Genomic DNA, 16,219 nt, shown 5'->3' with positions numbered 1-16,219 from the left:
AATGTTAAACTTATAAAATCGAGGGGTGATTTTTTGAATAATTGGCGCCAATGGCTGAAAGTAGTAGCCTCAACTTTTTTAATTATAACCATTATTTTTATTTTCAATCAATTTATGCAATTATACCGTAATTTAGCTTATATCCATCCTCTCTTAGCACTCACAGTCATTTTTATTCTAGCTGTTATGTTAATTTATTTTACATTCCTAACTGTGAGAGAACTAATGAAGTTGCCTAAAGAAATAGATTTAGCAGATGGAGCAGGTCCAGAAGAATACGATCAGTATGTAAAAGATAGTTTAGTCAAACTAATTAAGAACCCTACTTTAAAAGAGCTGAATTACGATTGGCTTGCTCACGAAAACTTATCCGCAGAAGAACAAATTCACTTGGCCCATCATTCTTTAAGAGAACATGGCTTAATTGAAATCAAAAAACAAGCTCAAATGGTTTTCTTAACAACTGCTATCTCACAAAATGGTTCCTTAGATGCCCTTACAGTTCTAGTTGTTTTAATGAAAATGGTTTGGCATTTGATCAAAGTGTATGATACGCGTCCGAGTTTCGGAAAAGTTCTTTCCATATACACTAATGTTGCAACCACAATTTTAATGGCTAGAGGGATTGAAGACTTAGATCTTATTGAAGCTCAAATGGAACCTTTCATCTCTTCCATCCTTGGAGGCAGTCTATTATCCATGATTCCAGGCTCTGTTTCGATTACTAATTTAATAGCCAACTCGATTTTAGAAGGATCCATTAATGCCCTACTAACCTTAAGAGTGGGAATTGTTACTATGGATTATTTGGGCAGCTTGAAAGATGCTGATAATCAAGTTATCAAACGGTCTGCAACCATTGAAAGCACTAAATTGCTCGGTCAAATTATTAAAGATGGCAGTTTAAAAGTTATCCAAACCATCGTTAAATCTGTTAAAAAAACAGGTATCGAAAATAGTAAGAAATGGAATCCGTTTACAAAGATATAATAGCAATGCTAGCGATTTACGCTAGCATATTTTTCTGAAAAAGGTTAAATTACAAGTAAGGCTGTGCTATAATGCACTAAGTAAAAATAAGTATCTGGATTGGGGTTGATTTTATGTCATTTACAAGTTTAAAAGGTTTAATTGATGAAGCTAATGAAAGAGAACTAACCATTTCTCAAGTAATGATTCAAAATGAAATGGAATTACGAGGAATTACTGAGGAAGAAATGTTAGTTGCTATGGAAGAACAGTTTGATGTCATGGTCAATTCAGTAAGAAAAGGTACTTTGGAGTCTGTTATGAGTCATACAGGTGTGACTGGTGGAGATGGTCATCGTGTCTTTGAATATACCCAAAAGGATGACTCTTTAATCGATTCCTTCACATTAAGAGTTGTCGCAAATGCGATGGCAGTCAATGAAGTGAATGCTTCAATGGGAAGAATTGTTGCGACCCCTACGGCAGGTTCTGCCGGTATTTTACCTGCTTGTTTAGTTCATATGCTTGATACTGGAAATTTTGAAAAGGAACAATTAGTCCGTGCGATGTTTACCGCTTCTGCTTTAGGCTTAGTTATTGCTAACCGTGCTTCTATTTCCGGCGCCCAAGGAGGTTGCCAAGCCGAAGTGGGTTCTGCCACTTCTATGGCAGCTGGGGCCCTAGTTGAATTGAAAGGTGGAACACCTGAGCAAGTTGGTAATGCAGTGGGATTAGCACTTAAAAACTCACTCGGACTTGTTTGCGATCCTGTTGCAGGTTTAGTAGAAATCCCTTGTATCATTCGGAATGGACTTCATGCACTGACTGCAATGGCTGCTGCTGATATGGCATTAGCTGATGTGGTATCCATTATTCCTTCGGATGAAGTTATTGACGCTATGGATGCTATTGGTAATGAACTCCCTGAATCATTAAGAGAAACAGGCATTGGTGGTGTAGCGGGCACTCCTACTGCCCGTCGTATCAAAGAACAGGTCTTTGGTAATTCAGATGAATTAGTAGCTGATGTTGAGGTTGAGTTATCTGGAACAGGTGAAAAGATTTTAGAGGATGGAGTTAGCGCGTCTTACCAATCTGGTTTCGAAATTATTGGTCCAGTAATGGTCGGTCCTTCATCTTCTCATACTGCCGGTGCCGTTCGCCTCGGTAATGTTGCTCGTCAACTTCTAGGAGAAGAACCTGAGGAAGTCGTATTCACCCTAATGGATTCTTTTGCTAAAACTTATCAAGGTCATGGCACTGACCTAGCATTAATAGCCGGCGTTTTAGGCTATACGACTCGTGATTCAGAAATAGCTGATATACGTGATATTGCTGAAGAACGTGGATTAAAGATTAATTTCCTCGAGCGTAATCTAGGAAACTATCACCCTAATACTGCTCGTATTCATATCTTCGGTCCAAATAACCACGTCACCATCATTGGCTCATCAGTAGGTGGTGGAAAAATCGAAATCAACAAATATGATGAATATGATGTTCGCTTTTCTGGCGAACGCCCTACTTTAATTATACGTCATAAAGATAAAATTGGAACAATCGGTCGCCTTTCAACCTTCCTACAAGATCATGATATAAACATCTCATACATGACACACCAAAGAGCTAAAATTAATGGCCCCGCTATTACTATCTTTGAAATGGACCAAGAGCTTAACCAAGAAGATACAGATGAGCTTCTTCTTCGCTTTAGCTTTATTGATGATTTAAAGGCTATCTATGTAAAATAAATTAAAACCTATTCCCAGTCATGGGGATAGGCTTTTCTCATAGTATTTTTACTCCTCGTCATTTCGTAATAAATGGCCATCTTCGTTCTTGACCAAAAAGTGAACAGTAGCAAAGACAATAAAGATAGCTATGGATCCTAATACCAAATCTTCCATTGTTTGCGCATAAATCAGCATTTTTCTAGCAATTACAAATAAGATCAGTTCTAAAACTGCTTTAGGAGAGTGAAAAAGCAACATAAAAATTAACTCAATTCCCACTAAAAGCAACAAAGCATAACCTAAAAAATTTTGAAAAACAGAATAGGTTTCTATAACATCTGCTTGTAAAACTAAATAACCGTATTTAAATAAGTCAATCATTCCTACAGCGACACTTAAAGTAATAGCTATAACTATTACCATTTCAAGTAAACGAGAATATTCTTCGAGAGTCTGTTTTAATCTATCAATATTAAATTTCATTTTTTCGCTCCCTATATAATCTTTAATCTGAACGCTTAGCCATCAATACCACGTTCAATTGCTTTTTTATATGAATCAACAATCTTCTCTTCTTGTTTAATTAACTGTCCTAAAGTTAAAGTTAATTGTTGAGAGTTCTCTAAACTATCTAATTGATCCTTCTGATAATCAATGTCTCGCCAGACTAATTCATGTTCCAACTTTTTCCCTATTACGTTTAACTTCTCAATAATTTGATGCTTGAGCCGTTTTTTCCGTCTACTCTCTTGTGATTCTATTTGAGGTAGGAGTTGATAAATTGTCTCGAGTGGAATTTTTCTTTGCATATGTCCGTGCTTGACGATACAATATTCTTTACTAAAAGGACTGATTCCAGGATAGATTCCATGAATTTGATAAATACCATCGTATAAATGATAAGTTCCCTTTTTAAACTCAGGAAGAAATACTCTTTTCAGTCGATAGACTGGATCTTCTCCCACAATCTCAGCTATCCACATTTTTTCATCACTATTTGGGCTTAAAGTTAGTTTTTGGGCTTTAAATTCTTCGTTCAAATCGATTACCTTTCAATTCAAATAAATCTTTCATAAATTCAGGAATTTGCTTTATTAATCTGGATGGTAACACAATAAATTCTTTTTGATTAATTTGATTAGCAATCGCTGTGTGCATATAAGCAGCTATCAATACAGCACCCAAAGGGGATGAAGACTGTCCCATCAATCCAGATATCATACCAGCTAAGGTATCGCCCATTCCCCCTATTGCCATGCCTGCATTGCCCGGGATATTGCTATAAGATAAGCCGGAAGGCTGATAAATCTCAGTTTGATGCGATTTTAATACGAGGATAGCTTGATATGAATCTGAAAATTCCTGAGGATCATTGATATTGTTCGCTTCTTGCATTTTTAGCCATTCACCCAAGTGAGGGGTAAAGATTAATTGGCCTTTACAAGAAAATGGACCTTCTTTCGCCCACAGGCTAATGGCATCTCCATCAAGAATTAACACTTGATTAGGTTGGATACTTGATAGCGTTTCACTTAATATCTCAATACTTTCTTGACTCCTACCAAGGCCCGGGCCAATTAACACGTGATTTGCTTTAGAAATCCACTGTTTCCTCAAATTTTGATCTGCCCAATTCCCAACCATCATCTCTGGAGTATGCAAATGACAAACATTTATATTAGTCTTTGCAGTTAGCAAACTCGTTAAGCCCGAACCAACATGAACACAGGCGCTAGCAGCTAATATTGCAGCCCCCGCCATCTGTTCATTACCTGCTATAATCAAACTATGTCCGTAGTTCCCTTTGTAACTATCAAATGGACGAGGATCTATAAGTGATCTTATTTTAGTCAAGCTTAATTCAATCATCGTTTTCCTCATTTCCTTGAATATAGTATTATATTAAGCTGAAATCTAATAACAAGCAAGTCAAAATAATACGCTTACAAAGTAAAAACGATGAGGCTAGGAATTTCTCATCATTTTTTATTTTTTTAATCAATAACAAGAATTGAAATACCTACTGACTGAGGTCCGGCATGTACTCCTAAAACGGGAGTTAATTCAGTCACAATGGATGTTTCAGCATTAGCAATTTCTTCAGCCAAATCTTTTTGTAATTGAGAGATTTCTTCGTTATTATTGCCGGCAAAAAGAGCGATTTTGTAGCGTTTAGCTCCTTGCAATTTTTCTTTAGCTGCTGCTAAAAGAGTTGCATAAGATCTTTTCTTCCCTCTTGCCTTATTAATGATTTCAATTTCACCGTTATGAATAGTTAATAATGGATTAATATTAAAGAAAGTACCAATCATACCAGCATACTTATTAAACCTCCCACCCTTAATAACATATTTCAACGTTCTAAACAGGGCGTAAATACCAGCTTTATTTTCCACTCTTTCTAATTCAGCTAAAATTTCCTCAGCTGACTTACCATCTTCTCTGAGTTCAGCAGCATAGATTGAAAGTAAACCAGTGATTGAAGCAATATAATTGGATTCATAAATGAAAATTTCTAAGTTTTTATACTGTTCTTTAACTACTTCATATAATTGACGCATACCGGTTAATTTTAAAGATGCTGTAATTACTACTGCTTGAGTATAACCCTTCTCTACTAAACGATCCAAAAGATCTATAATTTCTTGGATAGGCGGAATACCAGTCGATAAGACGTCATGATGTTGCATCTGTTCGTAGAATTCCCTAGAATCAATATCAATCAAGTCACGATAGTGTTTATCTCCCATTTGCAACATATAGTGAATGATTTCAATACCGTAATGTTCAGCAAGATCTGCCTTTAAGTCTTGTGAAGTATCTGCAATAATAGCTAATTTATTCATTATAATCTCCTATCTGGTCATAACCACCTGATTCAATAATCAATTCGGCTAGTAATTTAGTAGCAAATGCATGTGATACTGCATTAATACCTTCGGTTTTTTTACTTATTTCAATTCCTTCAACAACAAAGGGACGATTTTGACCTACCGTTTTAAAAACACGTTGAACAGCATTGTTAATTGACTCTGAAAACAAATCAAACCCTTCTTCGATCGTTACCCTCTTCGTTTGGAGTTCAATGCCCCTTCGAACGGTTTCAATAGGCAAAATACGTTTATAGATAGCAATAATTAAAAGAAAGGCTATCTGTTGACGTCCATACTTCCTACCCTTGATTTTAGGGATGACACCCCATTTAGAATAATTTTGAATCATCGTGGAAGTCATTGCTACTTCGTCATTCATGATTGGGCCCAAACAATCTTGAATATATTCAACCACTTCTTGGTTGAACATGGACTGTTTAGGTAATTCATCCCATGAAGGACAATGGAAAGCTAATATCTTCTCAATTTTTATCGTCACTTAGCACCCCTTTTATCTAGTTATCACCACTATATGTTACCATCTAAATACATTCTGTCAAGCAAAAAAACACATTAAAAAAACTCGAGAAAATATCTCGAGTTTTTTATTCATCAAGTTGACCATTATGAAACACTTCAGACACATCGTCATCATCTTCTAGAGCATCAACAATGGTTGTCAGTACCTCATAATCTTTTTTTGATAGATTGACAAAAGTTTTGGGTATTAAGGTTAATTCAGCTGTATAAATCACTAGCCCTTCTTGCAACAATTTATCTCTTACCTTGGCTAATTCACTGGGATCCGTATAAATCTCAAAAACTTCTTCAGAACTTTCTAAGTCTTCGCCGCCCACTTCTAGAACAAGCATCAACATTTCATCTTCATCTAGATTGTTCTTTTCTCTTTCTAAAACAATATAGCCTTTGCGATCAAACAGGTAATTAACCGTTCCGGATTCTCCAATATTACCACCATTTTTATTATAAGCAATCCTGACATTGGTCATGGTTCGGTTACGATTATCAGTCAATGCTTCGGTCAAAATAGCTACCCCTTGAGGGCCAAAGCCCTCATATATCACTTCATCATAATTCTCTCCTTCAGAGGAGGTCGTCGCCTTTTTAATAGCTCGATCGACATTATCATTTGGCATGTTATTGGCTTTAGCCTTGTCCATAGCTAAACGCAAAGCGGGATTAGTGTCCGGATCCCCTCCGCTCTGTTTAGCTGCCATATAAATTTCCCGTGATAATTTTTGGAAAAGTTTCCCTCTTTTAGCATCCTGGGCACCCTTACGATTTTTTATATTATTCCACTTAGAATGTCCTGCCAATGTTATCGACTCCTTTCACTTTTATAAATCTATTTCTAATAAGATGGGGGTATGATCTTGACGCTCGCCTGAATCGATCATTTCAGATCTTTGAACTTTATCAGCGATTCGATCACTCACTAAGAAATAATCAATTCTCCAGCCTGAATTATTCTGTTTACTTGTTCGAACCCTTTGGGCCCACCAAGTATAAACGCCTTCTACTGGACCATGTAAATGACGAAAAGTATCCGTGAAACCTTTGTTTAAAAGATTAGTAAATCCTTGACGCTCTTCATCTGTAAAGCCTGCAGAAAAGTGATTTCTGTCTGGATGAGCCAAGTCAATTTCTTTATGAGCTACATTAAAATCACCTGTCGCAATCACAGGCTTTACTTGGTCTAAACATACTAAATAATCAGCATACTTTTCATCCCAAATCTGACGATCCTCTAGTCTCTTTAACTCGCTTCCAGCATTTGGAGTATATACATTAGTAAGGTAAAAATCAGCAAATTCCAATGTCATTATTCTACCTTCATAATCCATTGGATGAGGACAAGAAATCTCTGGATAAGAAACTTCAGCTTTTAAGTCTTTCTTATACATAAACATCGTTCCAGCATATCCCTTACGAGCTGGTTCTTGAGAAGAACGCCAAGCTATTTGATAATTAGGAAATAGTTCCTCTATAACCTTTTTATGTTTTTTGGTTGGTCCCTTAGCAGATAACTTAGTCTCTTGAATAGCTATTACATCTGCTTGCAAAGCGTTGAGTTTAATCAAAACTTCTCGAGACAGGATGGCTCGATTAGAATCACTGGTCAATGCAGCGTTTAGTGAATCAATATTCCAAGATATAATTTTCATTTCATTCTCCTTTTTAAATATTAGCTTCTTTATTTTATCATATTTAGCCTTGCTTCTCGAATGGTCTATAAATCTCTCAACTGTTTCAACTCATAGTGTTTACGATAGAATGCTGGTATTAAAATAATTAATGAACCTAACCAAGGCATCGGATTAGATAAGACCGTTCCAGAAAATCCAATCATAGGAGTTAATACAAAAGCGGCAATAACCCTCATGACTAATTCCGCAATACCAGCTAATCCAACTCCTGCTAAAGCATTTAAACCAATACTTCGCCCCACTATAAAAGTGTCTACCATATTGTAAAATAATTGGAATAAGTTCCCCATTATTAAAGGAATCGAAAAACGAATAATCTTTTTAATGGGGGATCCGGTTGTCATATCATTCAATGGCCTACCTCCTAAGTTTAAATACCTACTCAGTATAGGAAAAACTAAAGAATGCTTCAATGAAATGAAAACACATTCTTTGGTAAAAAAAGCCGAACATTTAAATTTAACAAAAGATTATATATTTTTATGCTCTTCCGAAAGACAACTATCTTTGTTACAATCATTTCATCAATTTGAGGAGGAATTCAATGGAAGCCATTCGCAATTATTTTAAGTTTTCTGAGAACAATACGGACCTAGGAACAGAGATACAAGCAGGAATCACTACCTTTCTTGCTATGTCTTATATCATGTTCGTCAATCCAGCCATTTTGTCACAAGCAGGTATGCCGGCACAAGGAGTATTTCTAGCTACTATTTTTGCTGCTGCTATTTCAACTTTATTCATTGGAATATTTGCTAATGTTCCTTACGCCTTAGCTCCCGGGATGGGATTAAATGCATTCTTTACCTATACGGTTGTTTTTGCCTTAGGATTCACTTGGCAAGAGGCACTATCCATGGTATTCATTTGTGGAATCTTGAACGTTTTAATCACTATCACTAAAATTCGTAAATTATTAATCGTTTCAATTCCTGCATTTTTACAACATGCTATTTCTGCTGGTATCGGTATTTTCATCGGCTATATCGGTTTAAAAAATGCTGGTCTTTTACAATTCACCTCAGGTGCCGGGAATATTATCTCTGTCAATAATGGAGATCCTATGGCGGAAACAATCTCTGGTGGAGTATTCAGCGTTGTAACTGATGGTGGTATTGTCCCAGAATTGGTTAATTTCACCCAACCAGGTGCCTTAATTGCAGTTGTTGGTATAATTGTCACCATTATCCTAATGATGAGAAAGTCTAAAGGAGCCATTTTAATTGGTATCGCTGTTACAACTGTATTAGCTTTCCTAACCAATGTGGTTGACTTAGGACAAGTTTCATTCGCCGATAATTCTCTCTCTTCTGCTTTTGCTGACCTTGGGCAAATTTTTGGCGTAATTTTCACCAGTGCAGGAATCCCTTCTCTATTTGGCGATCTTACTCGCTTACCAATTGTTTTAATGACAATCTTTGCTTTTTCACTTTCTGATGTTTTTGATACAATTGGTACCTTTATTGGTACTGGTTTACGCTCAGGTATCTTTTCAAAAGCCGATCAATTAGCTTTAGAATCCGGTTCAGGATTCACTTCTAAGATGGATAAAGCCTTGTTCGGTGACTCAGTAGGGACAATTTTTGGAGCAATTCTAGGTACTTCCAATACTACAACCTTTGTCGAGTCATCTGCTGGGATTGGAGCTGGAGGTCGTACAGGCTTTACTTCAGTGGTAACAGCGCTTTGCTTTGTTCTTTCTGCTTTCTTATCGCCAATCATCTCTTTAATTCCTGCACAAGCAACAGCACCAGCCTTGATTATTGTCGGGATTTTGATGGTTAGCTCTCTATCCGATATTGACTGGTCGAATTTTGAAGATGCTGTGCCGGCATTCTTCGCATCTGTTTTTATGGGTTTAACCTACTCCATTTCCAACGGAATTGCAGCAGGATTCATTCTCTATGGAATCATTAAAACAGCTAAAGGACAAACTAAAGAAGTTCATCCAATTATTTGGGTATCGATTGTTCTCTTTATCATCAACTTCATCGTGCTAGCTATTATTTAAGAATAATACTTAAAACACCTGCTTTCTTTTTAAAAAAAGCAGGTGTTTTTATTTAATCTTCTTGATTGATAATGCGGTAGTATGACCGAGAAGTTAGATGGTAGAAAATCAGATAGAATAGAATAAATCCCGATAGGACCATACTGAAGCTAAACAAATAATCATTAAAATTATTAACACCTAATAAACCTAACAGTTTGAATATAATTTGACTCGCAAACAGATTATGAACAACTGCAATGATTAAAGGTAAGAAGAAAAACCAAAGTACTTGAGAGCGGATGGTTTTCTTAATTAATTGTAAAGGTAAGCCCACTTGTTTCATAATTTGATAATTCTTTTTATCTGCATAACCTTCTGATATTTGCTTGAAGTAAAGCATCAAGATCATTCCTATTATCAGTACACTTGAAACGATAAGACCGATAAATAATAAGCCACCATTAAGCTGATAGAGCAACTCCTTTTTATAGGCCTTACTCTCCATGAAAAAGCCTTGCTCATCAACCAATTTTTGAACTGTTTTTTCAAACTGAGGCTCTTTCAAATCAAAATATAAAGAGCTTACAGTGGATAATTCTATATCGGACTTATCTAATAAATACCTTTGCATCGCTTGTAACTCTGCTAAAGAATTGACACCAAAATACAGTGCATCAACACCAATGGTATAAGGAATAATTTCACCTTTACCAATATAGACCGCGCGTTCTTTTCCATCTTTCCAATAAATTTTTTCCCAATGTGATACATCCTTTAAATTAGAAGCAAGAACCCACTGATCTTCTGGAACAGATTCATCGGGATATCTAGCTAGATAATCTGCCTTTAACCCGAGAATAACAAAGCTATGCTCTCCTTCTTCCACTTTTTGCTTTTGACCAGGCTCTAACAAAGGATAAATATGATCTTCTTTAATCAAGACAGCCTCCATCGCATTTGTCTCAATTAAATTGTTCGAAATCAAATCAGTTGATTGAAGTTCTGCTTGAAAATTTCGTAACAATTCTAATTGTTCCTCTGTTGTTTTTTCATAAGCTTGAGAAGGAGCAAAAGTTATTTCATACTCTCTTGGCATGGAACCTTCAGCAGCTGCTTCCATATTGCGATAGGTGGTTAAGGTCATTGCCAAGACCATCATAATACCAGTGGCTAAAATGGTTATCGAGGCTAATGATGTGGCATTTTTACTTATTCTCTGCAACATGCCTGAAGTACTTAAGAAATGAGTGGGTTGATAATAATAGCGCTTATTTTTTTGCATCAATTTCAACACAAACACCATAAAAGCCATGAAAAAAGAATATGTTCCGATCATCACTAAGAAAATAGAGATAAAAATCATAGACAGTGAATCTAAAACACCTTGAGTAGTAAGAGCAATATAATAGCCAGCCGCTAAGGTGATTAAACATATCGCCAAAATAATCCAACGGTTCTTAACTCGCCCTTGTCCCTTACGGCTATCCTTCATCAAATCCAGCGACTGTAAACGATGAATTTTTAAGGTGGATAAGAGATAGATAATAGCGTAAGTTCCCACCATCAATACTAAGGTTTCTAGGGCCGCTTTAGGATCAAAAGGATAATCCATAAATCCGGCTCCGGTATCCTTCATTAAACGATTAAATAAGACAAACAAAAAATTACCACTTAAATAACCTATTAAAACACTAAATAAAGCATTAACTAAGAGGACAATCGTAAATTGAATGAACGAAATACGACCTACATGCTTTTTGGCTAATCCTAGAATGGAATAGAGACCAAATTCTTGCGTTAACTTTTTTCGTATAAAGCTAGAAGCGTACAAAACAATAATAATATTCAAAAGAGTCGCAAAGAAAACACCAATCATCAATATAGAATTTAAACTGGCTGACCGTTCGATAATATATTGATTGCCAGTGAGCGATAAAATAATATATTCTAAAGCAAATAGAATAATGGAAGCAAGACTGAAAGGTAAAAAAAGTTCTTTGTTCGACTTCATTGATTTTATAGCTGACTTACGGATAACAGTCGACATACTTAGCATTTTGCTTCCCTCCGTCCATTCAACATCGCTAAGGCGTCAGCAATCGCATCTTGAAAATCAAGTGATGATTGTTGGCCTCGATATATTTCATGATAAATGACGCCATCTTTGATAAACAAAACTCGGTTAGCAGAAGACGCTGCCTTTATCGAGTGAGTGACCATCAAAATCGTATTACTTGCTTGATTTAATTTTACAAAAATTTGCATAATCTGTTCAGAAGTCTTTGAATCTAAGGCCCCAGTGGGTTCATCAGCTAGAATAATATCCGGTTGATTGATTAGAGCACGAGAAATTGCAATCCGTTGCGCTTGGCCTCCTGATATTTCATAGGGATATTTATCTAATAGTGCCTCTACCCCCACCAAACTAGCTACCCTTTTAAGTTGTTCTTCCATTTCAACCACTGATTTCTGTGATAAAACCATTGGTAAGAGGATATTGTCCCGGTTGGTAAATCCATCTAATAAATTAAAATCTTGAAAAACAAACCCTAGCTTCTCACGGCGAAAACTGGCAATTTGCTCTTCTTTAAGCCCCGACAAATCAAAATCATTTATCAAGACACGACCGGCAGTCGGTTGATCAAAAGTCGCTAAAATATTCAGTAAAGTTGATTTCCCCGACCCTGACTCTCCCATAATAGCTACATATTCCCCTTCATTAATAGCAAAATTAACATCTCTTAAGGCGATAGTCTTATTGCCTCTCCCACTGTATATTTTTTCAACATGTTCTACACTTAATAACATAAACTAGTCCCCCCTCTATTTCTTAAATCAAGTCTATAGGAATATTTAATTATCAGCCTTTATCAAAACTTACAAATTGTAAAAGAACCTTACATTTTTGTAAGGTTAACTCATCTCTTGATTAAATTGTATGATAAAACGGCTTCCTTCACCCTTTTTTGACTGAACACTTACGGCTTGGTTGAGACGCTTACTAATTAACTGCACCATGTATAAACCAATACCAGAAGATTGCTCGTTCAGTAAACCATTATGGCCCGAATAGCCCTTATCAAAAATCTTAGGTAAGTCTTGAGAATGAATACCTCTTCCATCATCTTCAATGACCAAGTCATAACTAGCTTGTCTCCATTTAATCCATATATTCCCTTTGGGGCTGTATTTTAAAGCATTGGATAAGATTTGTTCGATCATAATCTGACACAGATTAGCCTCCGTTAAAATTGCTTGATCGATCGGTTGATAGTGTAAAGTAATCTCCTGATTGATGAACTGATGGCGGTAACGTTTTAAGAGCGGTTGGATAATCTCATTCAATTGAACCCGACTAAAGACCATGTCTCTTTTAGGGTTAGTTACTTTAAGATAATTTAAAGCTAAATTAGAATAAGATTCAATTTTGACTAACTCTTGATTAAGTAGCCCTTTCGACGGATCATCGCTTTCTTCTAAGAGCATTTTACTTGCCGCAATCGGTGTTTTAATTTGATGGACCCATAATAAGAAATAGTCTTCCAAATCTTTCTCCCTATTTAATTGAATATTCTTCTCTACAAGTGAACTCTCCAATAAAGTTTGAAATTTTACTTGGTAACTTACTTCCATTTGAAAATAAAACCATTGCCTACCTAAATATAAGACTAAAATAAGCACAATCAGTAAAGAAGGGATGAGGTAATGCATCCAGTTTAGATGAAATAAGTAAAAAACAAGAGCAAAAAGAGCTAAGATAAAGAGAACAAATAATATCAGACCGCGATATTCATTAATGAAAGCTTTCATTTTTTGCCTCTTTCTTTAAAAGACAATAACCGACTCCTTTTTTAGTACCAATTACCGGCCCACGATTAAATGCTATCAATTTTTTTCTTAAGCGTGAAATATTGACCGCTAATGTATTATCATCAATAAATTGGTTTTCTTGCCAGCAGGTATCAAGTATTTCATCCCTTCTTGCATAATTCCCCTTTTTCTTAAATAAGACTGCTAATATTTGATATTCCGTGGCGGTTAAGTCAATAATTTCTTCTTGGTATCCAAGGCTTAAAGCTTGTGTATTTAAAGTCATCCCATCAAAACTAAGATTAAGACTGTTATCTGGTTGATAGTTATAACTTCTTCTTAAAAGAGCCTGGATTTTTGCAACAGTCAGCTGACGATCAATTGGCTTGACTAGATAATCATCTCCCCCCATCTGTAAGGCTACTAGCTGGTCCATACTTTCAGATAAAGAAGAAATAAAAATAATTGGAATTTGTGATTGAGCCCGCAACTGACTACACCAATAATAGCCATTTTGATAAGGTAAATTAATATCTAAGAGGACCAGATGGGCTTGCCAAGAGAGGCATTCTTCGACAACATTTTCAAAGTCTAGACACTTTCTAACTTCAAACCGATGCTTAATTAGTGTATTCGCTAAACCCTCAGCAATAATCGGGTCATCTTCAACGATAAATACTCGCATACCCTTCTTCCTTTCTAAAATTGATCACGCGCTTTTCTTAATTGGATGAAATCTTTCAAGCTTTCAGCTTGTAGGAACAGATTAATTTCCTTTTCAACAGCTAAACTAGTCGGGAGGCTCGGTAAGCCTTTGGACCTTAAAACTTTGACAGCTTGTTGCTGGTTCATTAAGTTTTGGTTGTCAGGTTCGATGGTTAAAGCAAAGGCCAAGTTGGTTAAAGTGTATTCGTGTCCAGCATAAAGTTGCGTTTCATCAGGCAAGTCTTTTATTTTTTGAAGACTGTCATATTGCGCTTGATAATCATTAGTAAATACACGCCCACAACCCGCTGAGAATAAAACATCACCACAGAAAAGATGCTTCCCCAGTAAATATGACACATGCTCAGCACTGTGCCCTGGTGTTTTAAGCACCTCAAACTCTAAACCACTTATCTCCAACCGGTCACTCCCTTTGACCACTTGATTAACTCTTTCTTCAACTTCAATCGGTCCGTAAACGGTCACCACATGCTTTTGACTGGCTAACAATTCGCTCAATCCACCGACGTGGTCCTCGTGAAAATGCGTTAAGAGAATCGCTTTGACTTTTAAGCCTAATGTTTTTAAGTAATTTATTAAAGGTTCACTTTCTCCTGGGTCCACGACAATAACTTCATCTTCTTTTTCAATTACCCAAATATAATTATCTTCTAAAGCAGGAATTGCTTTTATTTGCATCAGTCTCATCCTTTCTAAACTTTTTCGTGATTTAATAACCAAATCTTCCTATCAGTCCCTGCACTATAAGCAGTCAAAGCATTTGTTGCTGAGATCACTCGATGACAAAAAATGAGCAACAAAATAGGATTGGCTCCCACTGCCCCACCTACTGCTTGAGCAGATACCTTTTGCTTAGTTTCGGCTTCAATAGTTTTCGCTATCTCTTTATAAGTCATTGTCTTTCCGTAAGAAATTTTCTTTAATATTCGCCAAACGTTTTGCCAAAAACAGTCTGGTTCATTGGATTGAGAGGAAAAAATAATGGCAGGGTTAGTTTGTCCGCGGAAATAGCTTTCTAACCAATTGATATAGGGTTTAAATTCAGGTCTCGACCAGGAAATAAAGTACACATTGTCCGGTAAATTTTCTTCCACCTTTCCTTTGTTCTTGAACCATCGGCTAATGAGCGCTTCTTGGTCTACTAAAAGTTGTAATCGTCCAATCGGACTATCATAAATCGTAGGGATCAACAAAACTCCCCCTGATCTTTCATTCAATTTATCCTAACAAATTAGCATCTACAAATGAATAAAAACCGAATCTTAATTGAAGATACTGACATCTTTTAAACCTTCTAAGTTAACTCGGTAAGTCAATCCAATAACGATTTACCCTTACACCCTTTTCTATTCTTTGGTCTTCCAATACACCCTTCCACTTTTTAATGGTCGCTTGAGAGGCTTTATTACTGGCTCTACAAGTAATTAGAATGCGTTCATTTCCTAGTTCATGGGCTTTCTTCAAGGCCTCACCTAGCATCCAACTTGCTACACCTTTAAACCGATAGTCTGGATGAACCACATAACCAATCTGACCCCCAGAATGAAGTAAATAGTCATTCAGATGAGGACGTAAATTAATGGCACCGATCATTGTTCCTTTTTCATCAAGACATAGCCATTGAATCACGGGTACTCTACCGACAGGTAGTTCCTTCCCTTGAGACCAATTCTTCATTAAATTAATCCACTGGTCTAATTTTCCATGATATCGGTGAAGACTAGAAGTCCCAGCAATCCATTGATCAGATTCAGGATAACTGTCTAAAAATGCTTCAATTCTATCTATATCTTTTAAATCAGGTTGTTTTAAAAACATTTGATTATCGTTCCTTTTCTTATAAATGTTAATAGCTTATTGCTTTCAAGAATGGTATAGTTATTTTAA

18 protein-coding genes are annotated in these 16,219 nt (G+C 36.2%); 3 read left to right on the top strand and 15 right to left on the bottom strand.

What is annotated here, in order from left to right; translation table 11 throughout:
• Positions 1-33: 33 nt before the first annotated feature.
• Positions 34-990, top strand: a complete 957-nt coding sequence (locus tag ACQV18_RS03330; protein ID WP_428872762.1) for a DUF697 domain-containing protein — start codon at positions 34-36, stop codon at positions 988-990.
• 113 nt (positions 991-1,103) lie between these two features.
• Complete coding sequence (gene sdaAA / locus ACQV18_RS03325; protein ID WP_428885234.1) at positions 1,104-2,720, top strand: L-serine ammonia-lyase, iron-sulfur-dependent, subunit alpha; 1,617 nt, start codon at positions 1,104-1,106, stop codon at positions 2,718-2,720.
• A gap of 48 nt (positions 2,721-2,768) precedes the next feature.
• On the opposite strand, the gene ACQV18_RS03320 is transcribed toward sdaAA, so the two are convergent.
• The 8 genes from ACQV18_RS03320 to ACQV18_RS03285 form a co-directional block, all read right to left on the bottom strand.
• Complete coding sequence (locus ACQV18_RS03320) at positions 2,769-3,185, bottom strand: hypothetical protein (RefSeq protein WP_428872761.1); 417 nt, start codon at positions 3,183-3,185, stop codon at positions 2,769-2,771.
• Between the two features lie 35 nt (positions 3,186-3,220).
• Positions 3,221-3,742 carry a hypothetical protein gene (locus ACQV18_RS03315; RefSeq protein WP_428872760.1) on the bottom strand — a complete coding sequence of 174 codons (522 nt, stop codon included), beginning with the start codon at positions 3,740-3,742 and terminating at the stop codon, positions 3,221-3,223.
• Positions 3,726-4,571, bottom strand: a complete 846-nt coding sequence (locus ACQV18_RS03310) for an NAD(P)H-hydrate dehydratase (protein ID WP_428872758.1) — start codon at positions 4,569-4,571, stop codon at positions 3,726-3,728. Before ACQV18_RS03310 ends, ACQV18_RS03315 begins: the two co-directional genes overlap by 17 nt.
• 125 nt (positions 4,572-4,696) lie before the next feature.
• A complete protein-coding gene (locus tag ACQV18_RS03305; protein ID WP_428872757.1) occupies positions 4,697-5,548 on the bottom strand; it encodes a DegV family protein in 852 nt (283 codons plus the stop codon).
• Positions 5,541-6,074 carry a DUF1836 domain-containing protein gene (locus tag ACQV18_RS03300; RefSeq protein WP_428872756.1) on the bottom strand — a complete coding sequence of 178 codons (534 nt, stop codon included), beginning with the start codon at positions 6,072-6,074 and terminating at the stop codon, positions 5,541-5,543. The genes ACQV18_RS03305 and ACQV18_RS03300 overlap by 8 nt, the downstream gene beginning before the upstream one ends.
• 106 nt (positions 6,075-6,180) lie before the next feature.
• The gene (locus tag ACQV18_RS03295; RefSeq protein WP_428872755.1) at positions 6,181-6,912 is read right to left on the bottom strand and encodes a YebC/PmpR family DNA-binding transcriptional regulator; all 732 of its coding nucleotides are present in this window, start codon (positions 6,910-6,912) and stop codon (positions 6,181-6,183) included.
• 21 nt (positions 6,913-6,933) lie between these two features.
• The gene (locus ACQV18_RS03290) at positions 6,934-7,761 is read right to left on the bottom strand and encodes an exodeoxyribonuclease III (protein ID WP_428872754.1); all 828 of its coding nucleotides are present in this window, start codon (positions 7,759-7,761) and stop codon (positions 6,934-6,936) included.
• A gap of 65 nt (positions 7,762-7,826) precedes the next feature.
• Positions 7,827-8,156: a hypothetical protein gene (locus ACQV18_RS03285; protein ID WP_428892572.1), complete on the bottom strand. Its 330-nt coding sequence runs from the start codon at positions 8,154-8,156 to the stop codon at positions 7,827-7,829.
• 191 nt (positions 8,157-8,347) lie between these two features.
• Between ACQV18_RS03285 and ACQV18_RS03280 the strand changes: the two genes are divergently transcribed.
• Positions 8,348-9,814 (top strand): NCS2 family permease, encoded by a 1,467-nt coding sequence (locus ACQV18_RS03280; protein ID WP_428872752.1) that lies wholly within the window; start codon positions 8,348-8,350, stop codon positions 9,812-9,814.
• A gap of 52 nt (positions 9,815-9,866) precedes the next feature.
• Here ACQV18_RS03280 and ACQV18_RS03275 read toward each other — a convergent pair whose 3' ends face one another.
• The 7 genes from ACQV18_RS03275 to ACQV18_RS03245 form a co-directional block, all read right to left on the bottom strand.
• Positions 9,867-11,852, bottom strand: coding sequence for an FtsX-like permease family protein (locus ACQV18_RS03275; protein ID WP_428892571.1), 1,986 nt, complete (start codon positions 11,850-11,852; stop codon positions 9,867-9,869).
• Positions 11,846-12,604, bottom strand: a complete 759-nt coding sequence (locus ACQV18_RS03270) for an ABC transporter ATP-binding protein (RefSeq protein ID WP_428872750.1) — start codon at positions 12,602-12,604, stop codon at positions 11,846-11,848. Before ACQV18_RS03270 ends, ACQV18_RS03275 begins: the two co-directional genes overlap by 7 nt.
• Before the next feature lie 105 nt (positions 12,605-12,709).
• Entirely contained in the window at positions 12,710-13,606 is an 897-nt protein-coding gene (locus ACQV18_RS03265; protein WP_428872749.1) for a sensor histidine kinase, read from the bottom strand.
• Positions 13,590-14,291: a response regulator transcription factor gene (locus tag ACQV18_RS03260; RefSeq protein ID WP_428892570.1), complete on the bottom strand. Its 702-nt coding sequence runs from the start codon at positions 14,289-14,291 to the stop codon at positions 13,590-13,592. Before ACQV18_RS03260 ends, ACQV18_RS03265 begins: the two co-directional genes overlap by 17 nt.
• A gap of 14 nt (positions 14,292-14,305) precedes the next feature.
• The gene (gloB, locus tag ACQV18_RS03255) at positions 14,306-15,010 is read right to left on the bottom strand and encodes a hydroxyacylglutathione hydrolase (protein ID WP_428892569.1); all 705 of its coding nucleotides are present in this window, start codon (positions 15,008-15,010) and stop codon (positions 14,306-14,308) included.
• Positions 15,011-15,024: 14 nt separating this feature from the next.
• Entirely contained in the window at positions 15,025-15,522 is a 498-nt protein-coding gene (locus ACQV18_RS03250) for a methylated-DNA--[protein]-cysteine S-methyltransferase (RefSeq protein ID WP_428892568.1), read from the bottom strand.
• Positions 15,523-15,631: 109 nt separating this feature from the next.
• A complete protein-coding gene (locus ACQV18_RS03245; RefSeq protein WP_428872745.1) occupies positions 15,632-16,150 on the bottom strand; it encodes a GNAT family N-acetyltransferase in 519 nt (172 codons plus the stop codon).
• Positions 16,151-16,219 lie beyond the last annotated feature (69 nt).

The organism is Facklamia sp. P9177, from assembly GCF_050409585.1.
In the GTDB taxonomy this organism is placed as follows: domain Bacteria; phylum Bacillota; class Bacilli; order Lactobacillales; family Aerococcaceae; genus Facklamia.
Note: the sequence above shows the minus strand (reverse complement) of the source record. Positions and strands in the feature narration are given on the sequence as shown.

Bases quoted from the DNA above. Each gene is read 5' to 3' on its own strand.
- ACQV18_RS03320 (WP_428872761.1), bottom strand. From the start codon at position 3,185: ATGAAATTTAATATTGATAGATTAAAACAGACTCTCGAAGAATATTCT.
- sdaAA (WP_428885234.1), top strand. From the start codon at position 1,104: ATGTCATTTACAAGTTTAAAAGGTTTAATTGATGAAGCTAATGAAAGA.
- gloB (WP_428892569.1), bottom strand. From the start codon at position 15,010: ATGCAAATAAAAGCAATTCCTGCTTTAGAAGATAATTATATTTGGGTA.
- ACQV18_RS03260 (WP_428892570.1), bottom strand. From the start codon at position 14,291: ATGCGAGTATTTATCGTTGAAGATGACCCGATTATTGCTGAGGGTTTA.
- ACQV18_RS03270 (WP_428872750.1), bottom strand. From the start codon at position 12,604: ATGTTATTAAGTGTAGAACATGTTGAAAAAATATACAGTGGGAGAGGC.
- ACQV18_RS03290 (WP_428872754.1), bottom strand. From the start codon at position 7,761: ATGAAAATTATATCTTGGAATATTGATTCACTAAACGCTGCATTGACC.
- ACQV18_RS03305 (WP_428872757.1), bottom strand. From the start codon at position 5,548: ATGAATAAATTAGCTATTATTGCAGATACTTCACAAGACTTAAAGGCA.
- ACQV18_RS03310 (WP_428872758.1), bottom strand. From the start codon at position 4,571: ATGATTGAATTAAGCTTGACTAAAATAAGATCACTTATAGATCCTCGT.
- ACQV18_RS03265 (WP_428872749.1), bottom strand. From the start codon at position 13,606: ATGAAAGCTTTCATTAATGAATATCGCGGTCTGATATTATTTGTTCTC.
- ACQV18_RS03245 (WP_428872745.1), bottom strand. From the start codon at position 16,150: ATGTTTTTAAAACAACCTGATTTAAAAGATATAGATAGAATTGAAGCA.
- ACQV18_RS03275 (WP_428892571.1), bottom strand. From the start codon at position 11,852: ATGCTAAGTATGTCGACTGTTATCCGTAAGTCAGCTATAAAATCAATG.
- ACQV18_RS03280 (WP_428872752.1), top strand. From the start codon at position 8,348: ATGGAAGCCATTCGCAATTATTTTAAGTTTTCTGAGAACAATACGGAC.